Annotated in this window: 17 protein-coding genes; 1 reads left to right on the forward strand and 16 read right to left on the reverse strand. The window is 27.5% G+C overall.

What is annotated here, in order from left to right; all coding sequences use genetic code 11:
* Position 1: 1 nt before the first annotated feature.
* The 9 genes from ACBT_RS06295 to hypB all read right to left on the reverse strand — a co-directional run bounded on the left by ACBT_RS06295 (position 2) and on the right by hypB (position 7,067).
* On the reverse strand, positions 2-727 hold the full coding sequence (locus ACBT_RS06295; RefSeq protein WP_024774912.1) for a DUF4198 domain-containing protein: 726 nt from the start codon (positions 725-727) through the stop codon (positions 2-4).
* 303 nt (positions 728-1,030) lie between these two features.
* Positions 1,031-1,966 carry an IS256 family transposase, variant Zn-binding type gene (locus ACBT_RS06300; RefSeq protein ID WP_456057509.1) on the reverse strand — a complete coding sequence of 312 codons (936 nt, stop codon included), beginning with the start codon at positions 1,964-1,966 and terminating at the stop codon, positions 1,031-1,033.
* Between the two features lie 281 nt (positions 1,967-2,247).
* Entirely contained in the window at positions 2,248-2,589 is a 342-nt protein-coding gene (hypA, locus tag ACBT_RS06305) for a hydrogenase/urease nickel incorporation protein HypA (protein WP_024774948.1), read from the reverse strand.
* A gap of 10 nt (positions 2,590-2,599) precedes the next feature.
* Positions 2,600-3,598, reverse strand: coding sequence for a hydrogenase expression/formation protein HypE (hypE, locus tag ACBT_RS06310; protein ID WP_024774949.1), 999 nt, complete (start codon positions 3,596-3,598; stop codon positions 2,600-2,602).
* The gene (locus ACBT_RS06315) at positions 3,599-3,955 is read right to left on the reverse strand and encodes a nucleotide pyrophosphohydrolase (RefSeq protein ID WP_024774950.1); all 357 of its coding nucleotides are present in this window, start codon (positions 3,953-3,955) and stop codon (positions 3,599-3,601) included.
* 9 nt (positions 3,956-3,964) lie between these two features.
* Complete coding sequence (locus ACBT_RS06320) at positions 3,965-4,813, reverse strand: NAD(P)-dependent oxidoreductase (RefSeq protein ID WP_024774951.1); 849 nt, start codon at positions 4,811-4,813, stop codon at positions 3,965-3,967.
* Positions 4,814-4,840: 27 nt separating this feature from the next.
* The gene (gene hypD / locus ACBT_RS06325) at positions 4,841-5,965 is read right to left on the reverse strand and encodes a hydrogenase formation protein HypD (RefSeq protein ID WP_034218515.1); all 1,125 of its coding nucleotides are present in this window, start codon (positions 5,963-5,965) and stop codon (positions 4,841-4,843) included.
* Between the two features lie 9 nt (positions 5,966-5,974).
* Positions 5,975-6,256, reverse strand: coding sequence for a HypC/HybG/HupF family hydrogenase formation chaperone (locus ACBT_RS06330; protein WP_024774953.1), 282 nt, complete (start codon positions 6,254-6,256; stop codon positions 5,975-5,977).
* Positions 6,257-6,260: 4 nt separating this feature from the next.
* Positions 6,261-7,067 (reverse strand): hydrogenase nickel incorporation protein HypB, encoded by an 807-nt coding sequence (gene hypB, locus ACBT_RS06335; RefSeq protein ID WP_024774954.1) that lies wholly within the window; start codon positions 7,065-7,067, stop codon positions 6,261-6,263.
* 109 nt (positions 7,068-7,176) lie between these two features.
* Here hypB and ACBT_RS06340 point away from each other — a divergent pair, with 109 nt between their 5' ends.
* Entirely contained in the window at positions 7,177-7,818 is a 642-nt protein-coding gene (locus ACBT_RS06340) for a hypothetical protein (protein ID WP_024774955.1), read from the forward strand.
* 3 nt (positions 7,819-7,821) lie between these two features.
* On the opposite strand, the gene ACBT_RS06345 is transcribed toward ACBT_RS06340, so the two are convergent.
* Genes ACBT_RS06345 through ACBT_RS06375 form a run of 7 tightly spaced genes read right to left on the reverse strand, consistent with a single transcriptional unit; the run spans position 7,822 to position 16,179 of the window.
* Positions 7,822-8,139, reverse strand: coding sequence for a TFIIB-type zinc ribbon-containing protein (locus ACBT_RS06345; RefSeq protein WP_024774956.1), 318 nt, complete (start codon positions 8,137-8,139; stop codon positions 7,822-7,824).
* A 17-nt stretch (positions 8,140-8,156) separates the two neighbouring features.
* Positions 8,157-10,397 carry a carbamoyltransferase HypF gene (gene hypF, locus ACBT_RS06350; RefSeq protein WP_024774957.1) on the reverse strand — a complete coding sequence of 747 codons (2,241 nt, stop codon included), beginning with the start codon at positions 10,395-10,397 and terminating at the stop codon, positions 8,157-8,159.
* A complete protein-coding gene (locus ACBT_RS06355; protein ID WP_024774958.1) occupies positions 10,394-11,896 on the reverse strand; it encodes a Kae1-like domain-containing protein in 1,503 nt (500 codons plus the stop codon). The genes hypF and ACBT_RS06355 overlap by 4 nt, the downstream gene beginning before the upstream one ends.
* Entirely contained in the window at positions 11,880-12,467 is a 588-nt protein-coding gene (locus ACBT_RS06360; protein WP_024774959.1) for a HyaD/HybD family hydrogenase maturation endopeptidase, read from the reverse strand. Before ACBT_RS06360 ends, ACBT_RS06355 begins: the two co-directional genes overlap by 17 nt.
* Positions 12,468-12,507: 40 nt before the next feature.
* On the reverse strand, positions 12,508-13,209 hold the full coding sequence (locus ACBT_RS06365; RefSeq protein ID WP_024774960.1) for a cytochrome b/b6 domain-containing protein: 702 nt from the start codon (positions 13,207-13,209) through the stop codon (positions 12,508-12,510).
* A gap of 10 nt (positions 13,210-13,219) precedes the next feature.
* Positions 13,220-14,944 (reverse strand): nickel-dependent hydrogenase large subunit, encoded by a 1,725-nt coding sequence (locus tag ACBT_RS06370; RefSeq protein WP_034218516.1) that lies wholly within the window; start codon positions 14,942-14,944, stop codon positions 13,220-13,222.
* The gene (locus tag ACBT_RS06375; protein ID WP_024774961.1) at positions 14,944-16,179 is read right to left on the reverse strand and encodes a hydrogenase small subunit; all 1,236 of its coding nucleotides are present in this window, start codon (positions 16,177-16,179) and stop codon (positions 14,944-14,946) included. Before ACBT_RS06375 ends, ACBT_RS06370 begins: the two co-directional genes overlap by 1 nt.
* Positions 16,180-16,432: the final 253 nt, after the last annotated feature.

Raw genomic sequence — 16,432 nt, forward strand, 5'->3', positions numbered from 1 at the left:
TTTAGTAAGCTTTTAACCAAAGTAATGCACCATTTTCAATAGGATATTTTTTACCATTTAACTCTTTTTCACCCTCTTCAATTAGTGCAGCAAATCCCCACCAACCCTTATGATTTAAGACAAAAGAAAAAATTCCATTTTTATCGGTTTTAACACTTTGAGTTATATGTGAATTTGTTGGAGCCTTTAAACCAAACTCATTATAAAGTTCAACTTCAACTTCAATATTAGCTTCGGGTTTTCCATCTTTTAAAACTGCTGCTTGAAAAATGTTTCCGGCATAAATAGCAAATGGTTTTGTAAGAGGAACTATTTCATATTTTAAACCAATTGGCTTATCCCAACCCTCTTCTATTCCAAAAGCACTAACTACCACTTTTGGTACATGACTTATAAATAATCCTTCAGATTCTTCAAAATATGGTTCGGGTTGTACAAAAAATTTATAAATTCCAGGTTTTTCTATTAAATATGAACTTTCCCATGCTTTGTTATTAAATTTTTTTGTCTCTTTTAGTTCTAGGGAATTTTTATTATTATTTACAAAAATACCTTTTGGTTTTTCCATATTCATTCCACTTTGCTCAAATGGATGTATAAACATTGCATCTAATTTTATTTTTGAATCTTTTTTATCTTCTATATTGTCATTTGATGGAATAAGTGTCAAAAAATGTGCATTTGCAAAAAGTGCCATTAAAGTTAAAGTTGAAATAATTTTTTTCATATTAGAATATCCTACTTTTTTTGCAAATTATAATTATCTTTAGTTTATGTAAAATAAAATTTATAAATTCTTATATATTTTTAGAACAAAAAAATAAATAGATAAAATTAACAACTTTTAAGTATAATAATGTTTTTAATTATTTAAGGAACAAAAGTGTTATTTCTCAACAATAATTTATGGTTAATTTCCATAAGACAATCATTTTTAAATCTATTACCATATTTTTTGATTATTGGTATTAGTATTTTATCTTATCAGCTATTGGATCTTTTGGCTTAATTAAAAAAAATGGGGTCTGAATTATTCTTTTTTCTTATAGCTAACTAAGTAATCATCAACAATCTTTAACTTCAAACTTTTACTCAAACCTCTATGTATTTTTATTAATATTTTCAATGGAGAAAATACTCCACCCTCAATTAAATTTGTTGTATTTGAAAGATTTAATTTCTTATAATTTTTATAGGTAAAAAGATATGGTAAATTATTTCTAATACTACGATAAGCAGCTACAAGTTTTTTATGAGTATATGAACTTTTTTGACTATCAGGATGAATAGTAATTTCATCTAAAAAAGATTTATATTTTATATACCAAATATCCAATGCTTTTGTAAATCTATTCTCATCACTATATTTTAATCTAGTCATAATTTTCTTTAACTCTTGGCTAGCTTCTAGTTTTGGATGTAATGTTATATATCTTTGAATAATACGTTTCTGATGGAAATGACACATTTGTACTGGATAATCTTTAAATACGCTGTTAACACCTCTCTTACCATATATTGTTACAGATAAAATTGTATATCCTAGATTCAATAATTCAACAAGTAAGTATTTATAATCATCTACTCTTTCTGTTTGTATATGTTTCCAAATTAATATCTCATGAGTGATACTATCCATAAAAACTAAAGTACCCAACTTATCTTTTCTCTTACCATAGAAAGTTGCATCACATATTAAATTTACTGCTCTTGGATTATGTACCTTTGCAATAGGAAGATATTCTTTAATTTTATAATGAACCCATTGGATAGATTTATTGTATTTAGTAGCTAAATCTTGTAAAGTTTGTCTATGATAAACATACTCTTTGAAAAGAGAATTTTCTAGTTTTTCAGGTCTTCTTTTTGATTGAAATTTTTTACCACAATTATTACATTGATAACGTTGAATTTCATTTCTTTTACCAATCTTTTTTGTGTTTTTTGATAAGCATTTTGGACATATTTTACTATTTTTTTACAGACATCTGTAGATAATCCTTTTTAAACAACCATAGTATCGAAGCTAGCTTAACTTTTCAGACCCCATTTTTTTTAATTAAGCCAAATATTTTTACAACTGATTGTGATAAAACTAATATTTATTCATCCCTGAGACTAAAAAATTAGTAGAAAATAAAATAATTTAGGCTTTTTCAGGGCTGACTAGATATTGTTCAGGGGTTCTATTTTTCTAAAGCTTTACCTTCTTCTGAACTGCAAAAATATGAAAAAGAGTTAGAAAAATCATTCTAACTCTAAACTCATAAGATACATATCTTCGCCATCTGTTATTCTTATGTCCACACTTTCACATTTTGGACAAGAAAATTCATGTTTTTCCAAAGTTGATTTAGTGTTACATTTATGACAAAATATCTCTATCTTTTGTATATTTATCAAAAAATTCGCATCATGACAAATTGTCTGTTCTTTGAAAGTATCAAAAGCTGTTTTTAATAAATCAGGTTCAACTCCACTTAAAACTCCAATTTTTACAATTACTTTTGTAACTTTTTTTGCATCATTTTGACGTGCGTGTTCTTCGCAGCTTTCTAATAAAGATTGAACAATTGAGTATTCATGCATAAGTATTCTCCTAACAAATCCTTGGAAGTAATTCACCTGTTGGGGTATCTAAAAATCTTTTTGTTCCCCAAGAACTATTTAAAATAACTTTTTGTGGATATTGATCTGTTACTTTACCAATAATTGAAGCATTCAAAGCTTCAGGAAACTTATGTAAAATTTCTATTGCTCTAAAAGCAAACTTTTTATGAATTGCTAAAACAAATGTTCCTTCATTTGCTAGATTTGTTGCTTCAAAACCTAACATTTCACAAATCCCTTTTACCTCATCGCTTACTGGAATCTTTTCTTCATCAACTTCTATACAAATATTTGATTGTTTTGCCCATTCATTTAAAACAGCACTTACCCCACCTCTAGTAGCATCTCTAAGTGCAGTTATTTTAATACCATTATCGATTAAAGCTTTTACTTGAGGAAATAAAGAGTTACAATCACTTTTTAAATTAGAATGAATATCTATTCCTTCCCGTGCTGTAAATATAGTAGCTCCATGAGCTCCAATATCACGATTTACAAGTATTAGGTCATTTTCTGTGATATTATTTGAACTAATACCACTATATATTACTTCTCCAATACCAGTAGTATTTATAAAGATTTTATCAACAGTACCTTTTGGCACTACTTTTGTATCACCACTTACAATTGTTGCTTCATTCTTTTTTAACTCTTTTTTCATTGAGTTTACAATAGTTTTAAGTTGTTCTACTTCAAATCCCTCTTCTATAATAACTGAACAAGTAAGATATTTTGGTTTTGCTCCCATCATTGCTAGATCATTACAAGTTCCACAAATAGCAAGTTTTCCTATGTTAGCATCATTAAAAAAAATAGGACTTACTGTAAAAGAGTCTGTACTAAATGCTAACTTTCCATTTTCTATAATTGCAGCATCTTCACTTTTTTCTAAAATATCATTTTTAAAAGCTTCATAAAATACTTCTTTTATCAATTCATTATTTTCTTGACCACCGTTTCCATGTGCTAGTGTTATTGTTTTAGTCATTTATCTATTTTCTCTACTTTTACTATATTTTTTACTTCCACCAAAAGATGTTTCTACTGGATATTTAGCTTCATTTTTTGTCATTTTATTTAATATGGCATCTTCTAGATCAATATCAAGCTTCATACAAATCCTAATAAGATAAATAGCTATATCAGCAACCTCTTCTTTTGTATGTTTTTTTACATCCTCTGGTAAGTTCATAGACTCTTCAAAGTTTAACCATTGGAAAATCTCATTTAATTCTCCAACTTCTCCATTTAATGCCATAACTAAATTTTTAGGATTATGAAAACTTTCCCAGTTCCTATCATTACTGAATTTTTGTATTCTTTGTTTTATTTTTTCTATATTCATAAGAAACCTTTATTCATAGTATTTACAAATAGCTTGAGTTCCTAAATTACCATCACCATTTTTTTCAAGTGTTTGGTACATATGTAATACATTTTTTAATACTTCTAAGTTTGGCATCTCTTCTGAAGCTATTTTTAAATCTTTTACCATATGTTTTATATAAAAACCAGGTTCAAAATCTCTTTTATACATCTTTGGAGCATTATTTGTCATATGAAAACTCTGTGCTGCTCCATTACTAATACTATTTAACATTGTTGGTATATCAAGCCCTACTTTTTTACCATAAGCAATTGCTTCACTAACTCCTGCCATAACGCCAGCTATTGCTATTTGATTTGCCATTTTTGTGTGCTGACCACTTCCTGCTTTTCCTTCATATATAACTGTTTTACCTAAACTATCAAAAATATTTTTACAAGCTTCAAAATCTTTTTGTTCGCCTCCTACCATAATAGAAAGTGTTCCATTTTTAGCTCCAATATCTCCACCTGAAACTGGAGCATCTAAAGCTTTTAGATTTTTCTCTTTAGCCTCTTCATAAATTTTAATTGAAAGAGTTGGTGTAGTAGTTGTCATATCTATTAAGTAAGTATCTTTTGAAGCAGAGTTTATTATACCATTTGGTGAAAAATATACATCTTCAACGTCTTTTGGATAACCAACTATTGAGATAACTGCATTTTTATTTTCTACACACTTTTTAATAGTTTCACAAAAAATAGCTCCTTCTTTTATTGTATCTTCAACCTTTTGTTTATTTCTTGCATAAATACTTACTTCAAAACCATTTTTTAAAAGATTTGAAACCATATATTTCCCCATAACTCCAACACCAATAAATGCTATTTTTTTCATAAGTTATCCTTTAAATAATTCATATTTTTATAATAAATTCCCATATTTATAATAAGCACTACAAGCACCCTCTGAGCTCACCATACAAGAACCAATAGGATTTGTCGGAGTACATATGTTTCCAAAGATTTTACAATCAGTTGGTTTTGCTACACCTTTTAGAATATCAGGACATTTGCAAGCTTTGTTTTCTTTCACTTCATGTATTGGTAGAATATCTTTATATACTATTTTTGCATTGTAGATATTAAATTCATCTTTTAGTTCATAACCACTATTTTCTACTTCTCCTATACCTCTAAATTTAAAAGGAACTTTTTTGAAGTATTTGTTTATAAGTTTTTGAGCTTTTATGTTTCCTTCATAAGAAACAAGTCTTTTATATTCTATTTCTAAATCAGCTCTTTTCTCTTTGAACTGTTTTACAATCATAGAAATACTTTGCATAACATCAACTGGTTCAAATCCACTTACAACTACTGGCTTATTATAATTTTTTGGAAACTCTTCATAAATTTTGCTTCCGCTTATAACGCTAACATGTGATGGGCCTAAAAAAGCATCTATTTTACAATTTTCATCTTCTAGCAAAACTTTCATAACTTCTGGAACTGTAATATGGTTTATATGAAATAAAATATTTTTTATATCATTTTTTATAACTTGTTCAAGTAAAGCACAAGTCATTGGAGTTGTAGTTTCAAATCCTATTGCAAAAAATACTACTGTTTTATCTTTATTATCACTAGCAATTTTTAAACAATCAAGTGGAGAGTAGACAAATCTTACATCGGCTCCTTCGCTTCTTACTTTTTGTAAACTTCCCTTGCTTCCCGGAACTTTTATCATATCCCCAAGTGTTACAAGAATTAAATCTTTTTGTAAACTTAGCTCATAAGCACTATCTATTCTATCTTTTGGCATAACACAAACCGGACAACCAGGTCCATGAATGAAATTTATCTTTTTGTTTAAAAGTTGAGGTATTCCATATTTCATAATAGTGTGAGTATGTCCACCACAAACTTCCATTATATTTATAGTTTTATGATAATCTTTTAAATCCTCACCTATTAATTTTTGATAAGCTTTTATAACTTTTGCATCACGAAACCCATCATATAAATCTTTTAATTGTAACTCTTTCATAATATTTTACTTTTAGTTATTTTGATAATTGTCAGACTCTTGGATCATCTCAAGCCTATCTTTTTCTTCCATTTTGTCAATTATCTCTTGATAAACTTTTAAAGATTCTAAAGCATCAACTTCATCTATTTTATTCATAGCAAAACCAATATGAATCAAAACATAATCTCCAATATCAACCTCTTTATCTATCAAATCTAAACTAGCACTTCTTTCTACTCCCATAGTATCAACTATACAAGTATTCGTCTCTTTATCTATACTTTTTATTTTTGATGGTATTGATAAGCACATATAGTTATCTCATCTTTCTTTTAAAATTTATCCAATCTATAACAGCTTTTAGTGAATTCTCATCTTTTATAGAAACTTCTAAAATATCTACATTTGGTTTTAATTTTCTAGCTATTTGCTTCTCTTTTTCAATATCGTATTCAAAATATGGTAATAAATCTATTTTAGTAAATAAAATTAAATCAGCACTTCTAAACATAACTGGATATTTTGCAATTTTATCTTCACCTTCTGGAACTGAAACCAAAACAATATTTAAATGAGTTCCTACATCATAAGATGCTGGACAAACTAGATTTCCAACATTCTCAACAAAACAGACATCAATATCAGCTAATTTAATATCATGTAAAGCCTTATGTACCATAAAAGCATCCAAATGACATGCACTTCCCGTTTGAATCTGTACAGCATTTATCCCTTTTGCTTTTAGTCTATCAGCATCTTTTGATGTTTCTAAATCGCCTTCAATAACAGCAAATCTAAAATCACAATTTTCTGCTAATTTTTCTAAAAGAGTAGTTTTCCCACTTCCTGGACTTGACATTAAATTTATTCCTAAAACTTTATGTTGGTCAAAATGAGCTCTATTATGTGCTGCTTCATGATCATTTTTATCTAAAATTTTTTGAATTACTGAAATAGTTTTTGAGTCATTTAATAAAGGATTTGTTTTTATATTTTCATCTGTAGTTTTAAAAATAGCTCTATTTTCATGATGATGGTGATGACTATGTCCATGGTCGTGATTATGGTTATGAGTGTGGTGGTGTTCCATTCCAGCTATCGTACATCCGCAATCTTTACACATATTATTCTTTCCTTTTAGTTTTTTACAGTTTAGCCCATTTCTTTTTAAAATTCTTTGATGTATATTAAACACATATATATTTTTAGAACCAATTTGCTAAAATCTATTTATGATATGCCAAAATTGTAAAAGTGTAGAGTTTTATACTCTTGCAAATGATTATATAAAATGTAAAAAGTGTGCTAAGAAGTTCTCTTTAAAGAAAATTGAGAAAGATATTCTGATAATTCAAAAATTCTGTGAAAATAAAACTGCTTTTGAAATTTCAAATGAATTAAAACTAAATTATAAAACTGTAAAAGATAGATTTGATCTCTTAAGACAAAAAATTGCAGTTTATTCTGAAGATATTTACAATTCATTGATTAAAGACAATACAGAATATGAAGAGTTTTACTATTTAAAAGAGAGAGAAAAAGTGAAGAAAAAAAAGAGTCTTAGCGAAGCTATAAATATTATTGGTTTTTATTCAAATCAAAAAGTTTACACTCTTTTGATGCCTAAAATAGGTAATCGAGCATTTGACGTAGAGGATGGATTTATTCAATATTTAAGTTGGTATAAAATTCATTCTCAAAATGCACATCAAACAAAACTAAATAGATTTTGGAAGTTTTTGGAGAAAAATTTAAAAAAGCACAAGGGAGTCGATGAAGATAATTTTTTTTACTATTTAAAAGAGTATGAATTTAAGTTTAACTATAAAAAATCTGAACAGCTAGAGATTTTAAAATCTCTTAGCTTTTTATAAAAATTAGAAATCAAAATCAAAGATTTCAGATAAAAATCCCTCTTTTTTCTTTTTATAAGGAGTTTGGTGTTTATTATCGTAAGAGTTATATTGTTGATGGTTATTATGTTTATTATATGAATTTCTATTATCATTTTTAAAATAGTTTGAATGGTTATTTGATTGTTGATTACTTGGTTGATAATTTGAATTTTTTTCAATAATTTTATCCAACTCTCCTCTATCAAGCCAAACTCCTCTACATGATGGACAATAATCAATTTCAACGCCTTGTCTTTCACTCATTAATAAATCTACATCTTTACAAACAGGACATTTCATTATAATACCTCTTTTATTTAATTTTGTAATTGAAAATATACTTGACCTAAACTTATAGATTCATCATTTGGGCTATATTTCTCTCCTAAATAAATTTTTCTATTCATTTTATGAAACTCTTTTAATAAAATTTCTACTAAAGTTTTATTTTGAAATACTCCTCCACATAAAATTATTGGCATTTCTTTATGTCTATTTGAAATATCAAGAACAATATTAGCAACTGTATTTATAAATTTTGAAGCAACTATTTTTTTATCTTTTTCTTTTAAAATCTCTTTTATCATTTTTGAAAAATCAATAGAGTTATTGATAATCTCATAAGAGTAGAGTTCTTTTATATTTTTATCATATAAATTTTCGATATAAAGACCCGTTTGTCCTTCATACTCTTGTATGTGTAAAATATTAGCAAGTGAGCAAACTGCATCAAATAATCTTCCAAAAGAGCTAGAAAGAGGTGAATTTAAATTCTTTTGCCAAAGTGTATATAGAGTTTTTATCTCTGATTTTTCAAAAGAGTTTAAAAAATCTAAAGGTAAATTTAAAATCTCTTCTAGTGTAAAATTATCAAAAAGTAAAGATAAAGCAACTCTTTTTGGCTCTTTTATAGCAAACTCACCTCCTAAAAGTTTAAAATATTTTAAGTGATAAGCTCTTTTATAATCTTTTTTATTTGCAATAAATACTTCACCTCCCCAAATATTTTTATCATCTCCATATCCTGTACCATCAAAAACAAATGCTAAAACATCTTCATTTATAGATTTTTCTGCTAAAACTGCTAGAACATGTGCGTAGTGATGTTGTATTTGAACTAATTTTAAATTTGGATTTCTATCTTTTAATTCAAAAGCAAATTTTGTACTCTCATATTTTGGATGTTTATCGCAAACTATAATTTCAGGTATAAAATCATAAAAAGAGAGAAAATTTTCTACTGTTTTTTTATAGTTTTCTATAGAAGAAATTGAATCTAAATCTCCTAAATATAGACTTGTAATAATTTTATTATCAAAAGCAATACTAAAAGTTGATTTTTGATTTGCTCCTAAACTTAAGATTTTTTTATTAAATTTAGTATCAATTTTTAAGCTACTTGGAGCATATCCTCTACTGTTTCTAAGTTTTATAATTTTTTCATTCACAACTTGTATTATTGAATCATCACAACTATTTAATATTTCTCTATTGTAATCAAGTACAAAATCTACTAAATTATTTAATTTTAAGAAAATATCCTCTTTTGTTGTAATAATTGATTCACCTTTTAAATTTGCACTAGTTGCTATGATAGGATTAGGTAAATTTATAAATAAAAGATAATGTAAAGCACTATTTGGTAAAAAGCAGCCAATTTTTTTTATATTTGGTGCAACAAAATTTGATAGATTTTGATTATATTTTTTTTCTAATAATACTATAGGTCTTTCTTTTGAAGTTAGAATATTTTCTTCTAAATTAGAATAAACCGCATAATTTTTTAAATTGTTTATATCCTTAAACATTATAGCAAACGGTTTTATAGCTCTTTTTTTAAACTCTCTTAATTTAATTATACTCTTATCATTTGTTGCATCACAAACAATATGAAATCCTCCCATACTTTTTATAGCTAAGATTTTTCCATCATTTATATACGATGAGGCTAAATTTATGGCATCTATTTTTGATGCAATTAGAGTTTGTTTACTATCATATAGAAAAGTTGTTGGTCCACATTCTTCGCAAGATATTGCTTGTGCATGATATCTTCTATTTGTTGGATTTTCAAACTCGTTTTGGCACTTTTTACAAAGAGGAAAATCCTTTAAAGATGTATTCTTTCTATCATAAGGAATAGTTTTAATTATAGAGTATCTAGGCCCACAGTTTGTACAGTTTGTTAAAGAGTAGTTATATCTAAAATTATTTTTATCAAAAATATCATCTATACAATCTTTACAAATAGCTATATCAGAGGGAATTGTAGTTGTTTTATTATCAAAACTATTACTATTTTCTATTTTGAATTCAAAAAATTGTTTATTTGAATTTTCTACTTTGATATCTTCAATAACTGCAAGAGGTGGAGGATTATTTTTTAACTCTTTTAAAAAAATAGAAATATCATTAGTTTTTCCAGATACTTCTATATTTACTCCTAGACTATCATTATTTACATAGCCGTAAAGATTGTATTTAATTGCTAGATTATATACAAAAGGGCGAAATCCAACCCCTTGTACTGTCCCATAAACTCTTATTTTTTTACTTATATGTAATCCATTGCATACTCTGTTGGTAAAATTAGATTATATTTTTTGTTAAGTTCTTTATAAACTTTATGAAAAACTTGCCTATTTGAAAATATATCTCCACATAAAACGATATCTTTTGAGTTTGTTTTTCTTGCTATTTCTCTTAAATAATCTATTATAAATTCAGCTAAAAACTCATAAAAAGAGAAGCTAAGTGTTTCATTATCAACATCTGCCATTTTATATGACATTATAGATTGAATGATTTTTCTATAATCTAAATAATTTTTGTTGTCAATTTTGATTAATTTCATATCAACTTGAAGAGCATTTGTATATTCACTATTTAGTGCTAACTCTTCAAAATCTTTAATTGATTGTATATTTAAAAGTTTTACAATAGCTTCTATGATAGTTGAAAAACCATTGTTATTTGTAAGTTTTATATCTTTTGTATAAGGATATTTTTTTGAAAAATTATCAACCAATCTTCTACAATTTTCATCAAGAGATGAGATATCTTCTAAAATTTGATTCATATTTGATGCAATATCAGGAATATATATTACTCTTTTTTCTTCTTCATTTAAAACTTTTATATCCACAAAACTATTCTTAGAATTTAATGAAAAATACACTCCAATAGAGTTTATATCTAAAAGATTATGTTCATGTAAAACTGCATTATAAATATTTGAAAAAGAGTTTAAATATTCACTACTTGAATTAAAAATAATATTTCTTCTGTAATCATACTTTGGATATAAAGTTTTATCATCACTAATAATAAGATTTAGCCCTTCAAAACTAAAAGCTTTTAGCTCATCTTTTTTAGTTATATACAAAATATAATTAATATTTTGTTCTTTCAATGCTTTTGATAGTTCAACCTCTTTTGATGAGTTTACAAGTCTTGTAAAAATATATCCACTATTTGAAATGTTTTCATTTATATCTTTTAATTTTAATTTAACCAAAGGTCTTTCTATTGAACATAAAAGATTTATTTTAGATTCTTCTATTATAAAAAGATCTGTTAAAATTTGACTATTTGTAACTATTAATTTAACTTCATAATTTTCTTTTTCAAAGTTTTCTTTTAAATCTTTATTTGGTAAAAAGAGTTCTAAATCTTCAAATTTAACAACCAATGATTTATTTAAATTTACGATTTGATTTAAAAAATCAAAATTTGAATTTTGTAGAATATCTTTAACTCTTATATTTGTCAAAATCTCAAAATTTTCTTTTAAATTCTTATCTTCTAATTCTTTGATATCTTCATTAAAATCTTCAATTATATAAGATTTCTTTAAAAACATAGAGTAAGGAAGATTTCTTTCTAAATTCAAAAAGAATTTTTCTATATTTTCTAATTCATCATCTATAAATATTAAAATAAATCCAAAATATTGTTTTGTATTTGCATTTATATTTGAGCTATTTATTAAATCATCTATTAATCTTTTAAAATAAAAAGAAGTTGAGTTATATTCTATTTTATAGATTAACTTCATGAGTAAAATCCTCTTCATTTGGAATTCTAGCTAGATGAGAGCCATTATAACTTCCAATTAAACTTTTTACAATATCTTCCACATCTATATCTGATTTTTTTCTAAGTTTAAAACCTAAACTTTCTATCTCTTTTATAGAAGTTTCTATAAAAAGTGGAAATTTTTCTTCCATTATTTTTGTAAGTCCTATTTCAACACTTTCTATATCTTGTGGAACTATTCCAATTATTGTAACATTTGCATGAGAATCTAAAACTGAAACAATTTCAAGCATCTCAACAATTTCTACTTCATGAGCTGTTTTTCTATATTTACCAAGTCCTAATAAAACATCGCTAGGAAGTCTATATATACTTCCAGCTTCATCATCAATAGACACAGTATCTAAAATAATGACATTTTTATACTCTTGAAAATATGCCATTAATTTAAATCCCAATGTTCCACCATCAATAATCTCTAAATCTTCATCAAAATCATAATTTTGTTTTATATACTCACTAGCGTAAATCCCAATACCCTCATCTTTAAAGAGCATATTTCCAACACCTATAATAATTGTATTTTTCATATAAATATTTAAAAGTTTTAGAAGCTTTTGCTTCTAAAACCTACTTCTCCTCTTCTTTTACAAACTTACTTCCACCAAATACAATAGCAATATCACCCTCTTTCCAGAAGATTGTTCTCCAAATTTGATAATAAATATGGAACATTACCCAAATAAGTATAAAGTACATAGTGTAATGATGAGCAATTCTAACTCCCATATTTCCACCAAAAACATATAAAGTCCAATCTGTAACTAGATGAAGCATTGCTGGCCACCAAGCTCCAATAGAGCTATTTCCTGAACCTAAACCATGAACATATAGTTGAAGTCCTGAAAAAAGCATAAATACTAGCAACAGATGAAATATTGTAAAAAACACTATATTAAAACTATCACTATGTCTTGAGTCAAATTTTTTTCTTCTATTAAGTGTAATTAGATTTAAGAACACTTCAAAAAATTCAACAATATTTTGTTTATTAGGAATTAGCTTTTTATAAGGCTTTTCAAATCTTGAAAAGAAATATAAATATGCAACTAAAATAGCTGTTACATCAAATATAATAGCAACTATAAAATGTGCCCATCTATTCCATGCCATAATATATTTATCAACCGCAGGATCAGCTATGAATGTTTGATAATATGGATGGCCAATATATAAGCCTGTAATTACAGCTACTATCATACTAAGAAATGTAACCCAGTGAACTATTCTCATAGTTCCTGTCATTCTTTTTATTTCTATATTTTTTGACATAGCATCTTCCTTATACTGGATTTACTTTATAAACACCAAGCTCTTTACCATTTGTATCAATTAGGTGAACCGCACAAGCAATACAAGGGTCAAAACTATGAATAGTTCTTAAAATTTCTAAAGGTTGCTCAACATTTGCTACTTTTGTACCAATTAAAGCTGATTCATAAGCACCCATTCTTCCTTTATAATCTCTAGGAGCTGCATTCCAAGTTGAAGGAACAACAGTTTGATAATTTACAACTTTTCCATCTTTTATTTTTACCCAGTGGCCTAATGCTCCTCTTGGAGCTTCTTCTAATCCAAATCCTTTTGCATCTTTCGCAACTGTACTAAAATCAAACTCTGTCCATGTTGATAGATCACCTTTTGCAACGTTTGAAGCTAATTCATCTACCCATTCGAGCATAATATCTGCCATAAGCTCACTTTCTATTGCTCTAGCTGCTGTTCTTCCCACTGTTGAGAATAAAACTGTTGCTGGAAGATTTGCATTTGTTAAGAAATTTGTAACGTATTTTTTAATTCTTTCATCGTTACTTACAAATCCTACAATCATTCTAGCAAGAGGACCCACTTCCATTCTTTCATCATTGTATAATGGAGATTTAATCCAAGAGTATTTATTTTTAGTATCTAAATAAGCAATATTATTCTCTTTTTTACCAAATCCTGTATAATTTGGTTTTGTAACTCCATCAAATGGATGTAGGTTTGTATTTCCTTCATACCAAGCATGTGTTACATCTTCAGTGATTTTTGTCTCATCTAGTTCATAAACTTTAGTTAAATCTCTATTTTTTACTATACCAGCTGGGAATAATTTTTTTGATTTATAAAATGGTAAGTCATCTAGATTAAATCCACCATACGTCATATAGTTTCCTAATCCACCACCTGTTCCATTTAGTGCTTCTTCTCCATACATTGTTCCAGCCATATAAACATCTGGCAAATAAGCTTCTTTTATAAACTTTCTACCTCTTTTAAGAATTTGTTTAAATTCAGCAATTCTTGCAGGATTTTTAATATCTTGAACACAAGTAACTCCACCTACTACAAAAGATTGTGGATGAGGATTTTTACCACCAAAAATAGCCATCATTTTTGCTAAATCTCTTTGTAACTCTAGTGCATCAAGATAATGTGAAAGACCTATTAAATTTTGTTCAGGCGTTAATTTAAACCCTTCGCTACCCCAATAAGCATTTCCAAAAATACCAAGTCTTCCTTGTTTTATATATTTTTGAACTCTCTCTTTTACTTGAATATATACATCTTCATTTGCATTCCATGCTCTTTGTCCTGAAAGTGCAGCCCATTTTTGAGCTTCAGTAACAGTAGCTTTTGGGTCTGCTTCAAGTGCTTTTGTAATATCAACCCAATCAAGTGCATGTAAATGATAGAAATGAACAACGTGGTCATGAAGATATAAAGCACCTTGAATAAGATTTCTAACCAATCTTGCATTTTTAGGAATAGTTACATTAAATGCATTTTCCACAGCTTCAATACTTCTTTGATAATGAGTTCCTGTACAAACTCCACAAATTCTCATAGCAAGAAGTCCACAATCTCTTGGATCTCTTCCTTTTAAAATTTCTTCAATTCCTCTAAACATTGTAGAAGATGAGTAGGCATCTGTAATAACATTGTTTTCATCTATAATTGCTTCAATTCTAAGATGTCCTTCAATCCTTGTAATTGGATCTACTACTAAATGTTTTTTCGTCATTATTTCTCCTCATTTTCATTTGATTTCTTACCAGCAACTACACTTGCAATTGCATGAACTCCAATACCAACAGCAGTTGCTGTTAAAAGACCTAAACCAAATTCATCAACTGTTTTTTCAACTCCACCTGTAGGTGCTTTAATTCTTGCAGTTGCCATCGATCTTTCATAAGCATATTTGTCCCAAAAATCTGGTTCACTACATCCAATACATCCACGTCCAACACCAACTGGCCAGTTTGCACCATCGTTATATCTAATTATTGAACAGTTGTTAAATGTCATCGGTCCTTTACAACCAACTTTATATAAACACCAGTTATTTTTAGCACCTTCATCTCCCCATTCTTCAACAAATTCTCCTGCATCAAAATGGGCTCTTCTTTCACAGTTATCATGAATTCTATACCCAAATGCAAATTTTGGTCTTAAAAGTGAATCAAGCTCAGGAACCTGACCTGTTAAAACGTAATGTAAAATTACACCAACCATATTTGCTGGATTTGCAGGACAAGCTGGAATATTAACAATTGGTTTCCCTTTTACTAAATCCATTACTCCTACGGCACCTGTTGGATTTGGGGCAGCAGCTGGAACTCCACCAAATGTAGCGCATGTTCCAACAGCAACAATAGCAGCAGCATCTTTTGACATTCTCATTAAATGGTCATGGAAAGTTTCACCCATTGCTCCAATAGTTCCATATTGACCATTCATAGCCATAGGAATTGCACCTTCAACAAAAAGAAGATATTTTCCTTTAAAATGATGAACAGCTTCTTCTAACTGTTTATCTGCATCAAATCCCGCAGCTGCTTGAAGAGTTTCATGGAACTCTAAACTTAAAACATCAAATAGCAAATCATCAACTGTTGGAGCAGAACTTCTTAATAGTGCTTCTGAATTCCCTGCACAATCTTGTAATTCTATCCAAACAACAGGAACTCTATTCATAAGTTCCGTTGCTTCTGCAACAAGAGGAGCAAACATAGGAGGAAGCATAAGTGTAGCAGTAGTTGCACTAACCCACTTCATAAAATCTCTTCTATTTATTCCTTCACTCTCTATAACTTCCATCATATCAATGTTTTTAAGAGGTTCTTGTTCTCTTAAAGATTTAAGTCTTGCTTTTGATTTTTCAAATAAAGAGTTATAAAATTCATCACCTTTATTTGTATCAACTCTAGTTGATTTTTGAGTAAAAACTTCTCTTACCCTTTCCATATTATCAGTCATATTTCCTCCTCCTACTTAAAAGTAAATATTCTTTAACAAAATATTGTAAGAAAACTTATAAAATTATAAAAACAATAACATAAAAACTGATTTATTTGGGTCTTGTGATAAAAAGGTAAAAAAAAATTTACGTTTTTTTGGTGGTTTTGGAATTATAATTGTTCAAAAAGTATATAAGCGTAAGAAAATTTTAGTTTTTATTAATTGTGTTACTAATTTACACTAAAATTTATAATTGATAAAAATTATTTTT

Source organism: Aliarcobacter cibarius (assembly GCF_013372265.1).
Classification (GTDB): Bacteria; Campylobacterota; Campylobacteria; order Campylobacterales; family Arcobacteraceae; genus Aliarcobacter; species Aliarcobacter cibarius.

Coding starts and splice junctions, on each gene's coding strand:
- ACBT_RS06295 (WP_024774912.1), bottom strand. CDS start 727: ATGAAAAAAATTATTTCAACTTTAACTTTAATGGCACTTTTTGCAAAT.
- hypA (WP_024774948.1), bottom strand. CDS start 2,589: ATGCATGAATACTCAATTGTTCAATCTTTATTAGAAAGCTGCGAAGAA.
- hypE (WP_024774949.1), bottom strand. CDS start 3,598: ATGACTAAAACAATAACACTAGCACATGGAAACGGTGGTCAAGAAAAT.
- ACBT_RS06315 (WP_024774950.1), bottom strand. CDS start 3,955: ATGAATATAGAAAAAATAAAACAAAGAATACAAAAATTCAGTAATGAT.
- ACBT_RS06320 (WP_024774951.1), bottom strand. CDS start 4,813: ATGAAAAAAATAGCATTTATTGGTGTTGGAGTTATGGGGAAATATATG.
- ACBT_RS06330 (WP_024774953.1), bottom strand. CDS start 6,256: ATGTGCTTATCAATACCATCAAAAATAAAAAGTATAGATAAAGAGACG.
- hypB (WP_024774954.1), bottom strand. CDS start 7,067: ATGTGTAAAGATTGCGGATGTACGATAGCTGGAATGGAACACCACCAC.
- ACBT_RS06340 (WP_024774955.1), top strand. CDS start 7,177: ATGATATGCCAAAATTGTAAAAGTGTAGAGTTTTATACTCTTGCAAAT.
- ACBT_RS06345 (WP_024774956.1), bottom strand. CDS start 8,139: ATGAAATGTCCTGTTTGTAAAGATGTAGATTTATTAATGAGTGAAAGA.
- ACBT_RS06355 (WP_024774958.1), bottom strand. CDS start 11,896: ATGAAGTTAATCTATAAAATAGAATATAACTCAACTTCTTTTTATTTT.
- ACBT_RS06360 (WP_024774959.1), bottom strand. CDS start 12,467: ATGAAAAATACAATTATTATAGGTGTTGGAAATATGCTCTTTAAAGAT.
- ACBT_RS06365 (WP_024774960.1), bottom strand. CDS start 13,209: ATGTCAAAAAATATAGAAATAAAAAGAATGACAGGAACTATGAGAATA.
- ACBT_RS06370 (WP_034218516.1), bottom strand. CDS start 14,944: ATGACGAAAAAACATTTAGTAGTAGATCCAATTACAAGGATTGAAGGA.
- ACBT_RS06375 (WP_024774961.1), bottom strand. CDS start 16,179: ATGACTGATAATATGGAAAGGGTAAGAGAAGTTTTTACTCAAAAATCA.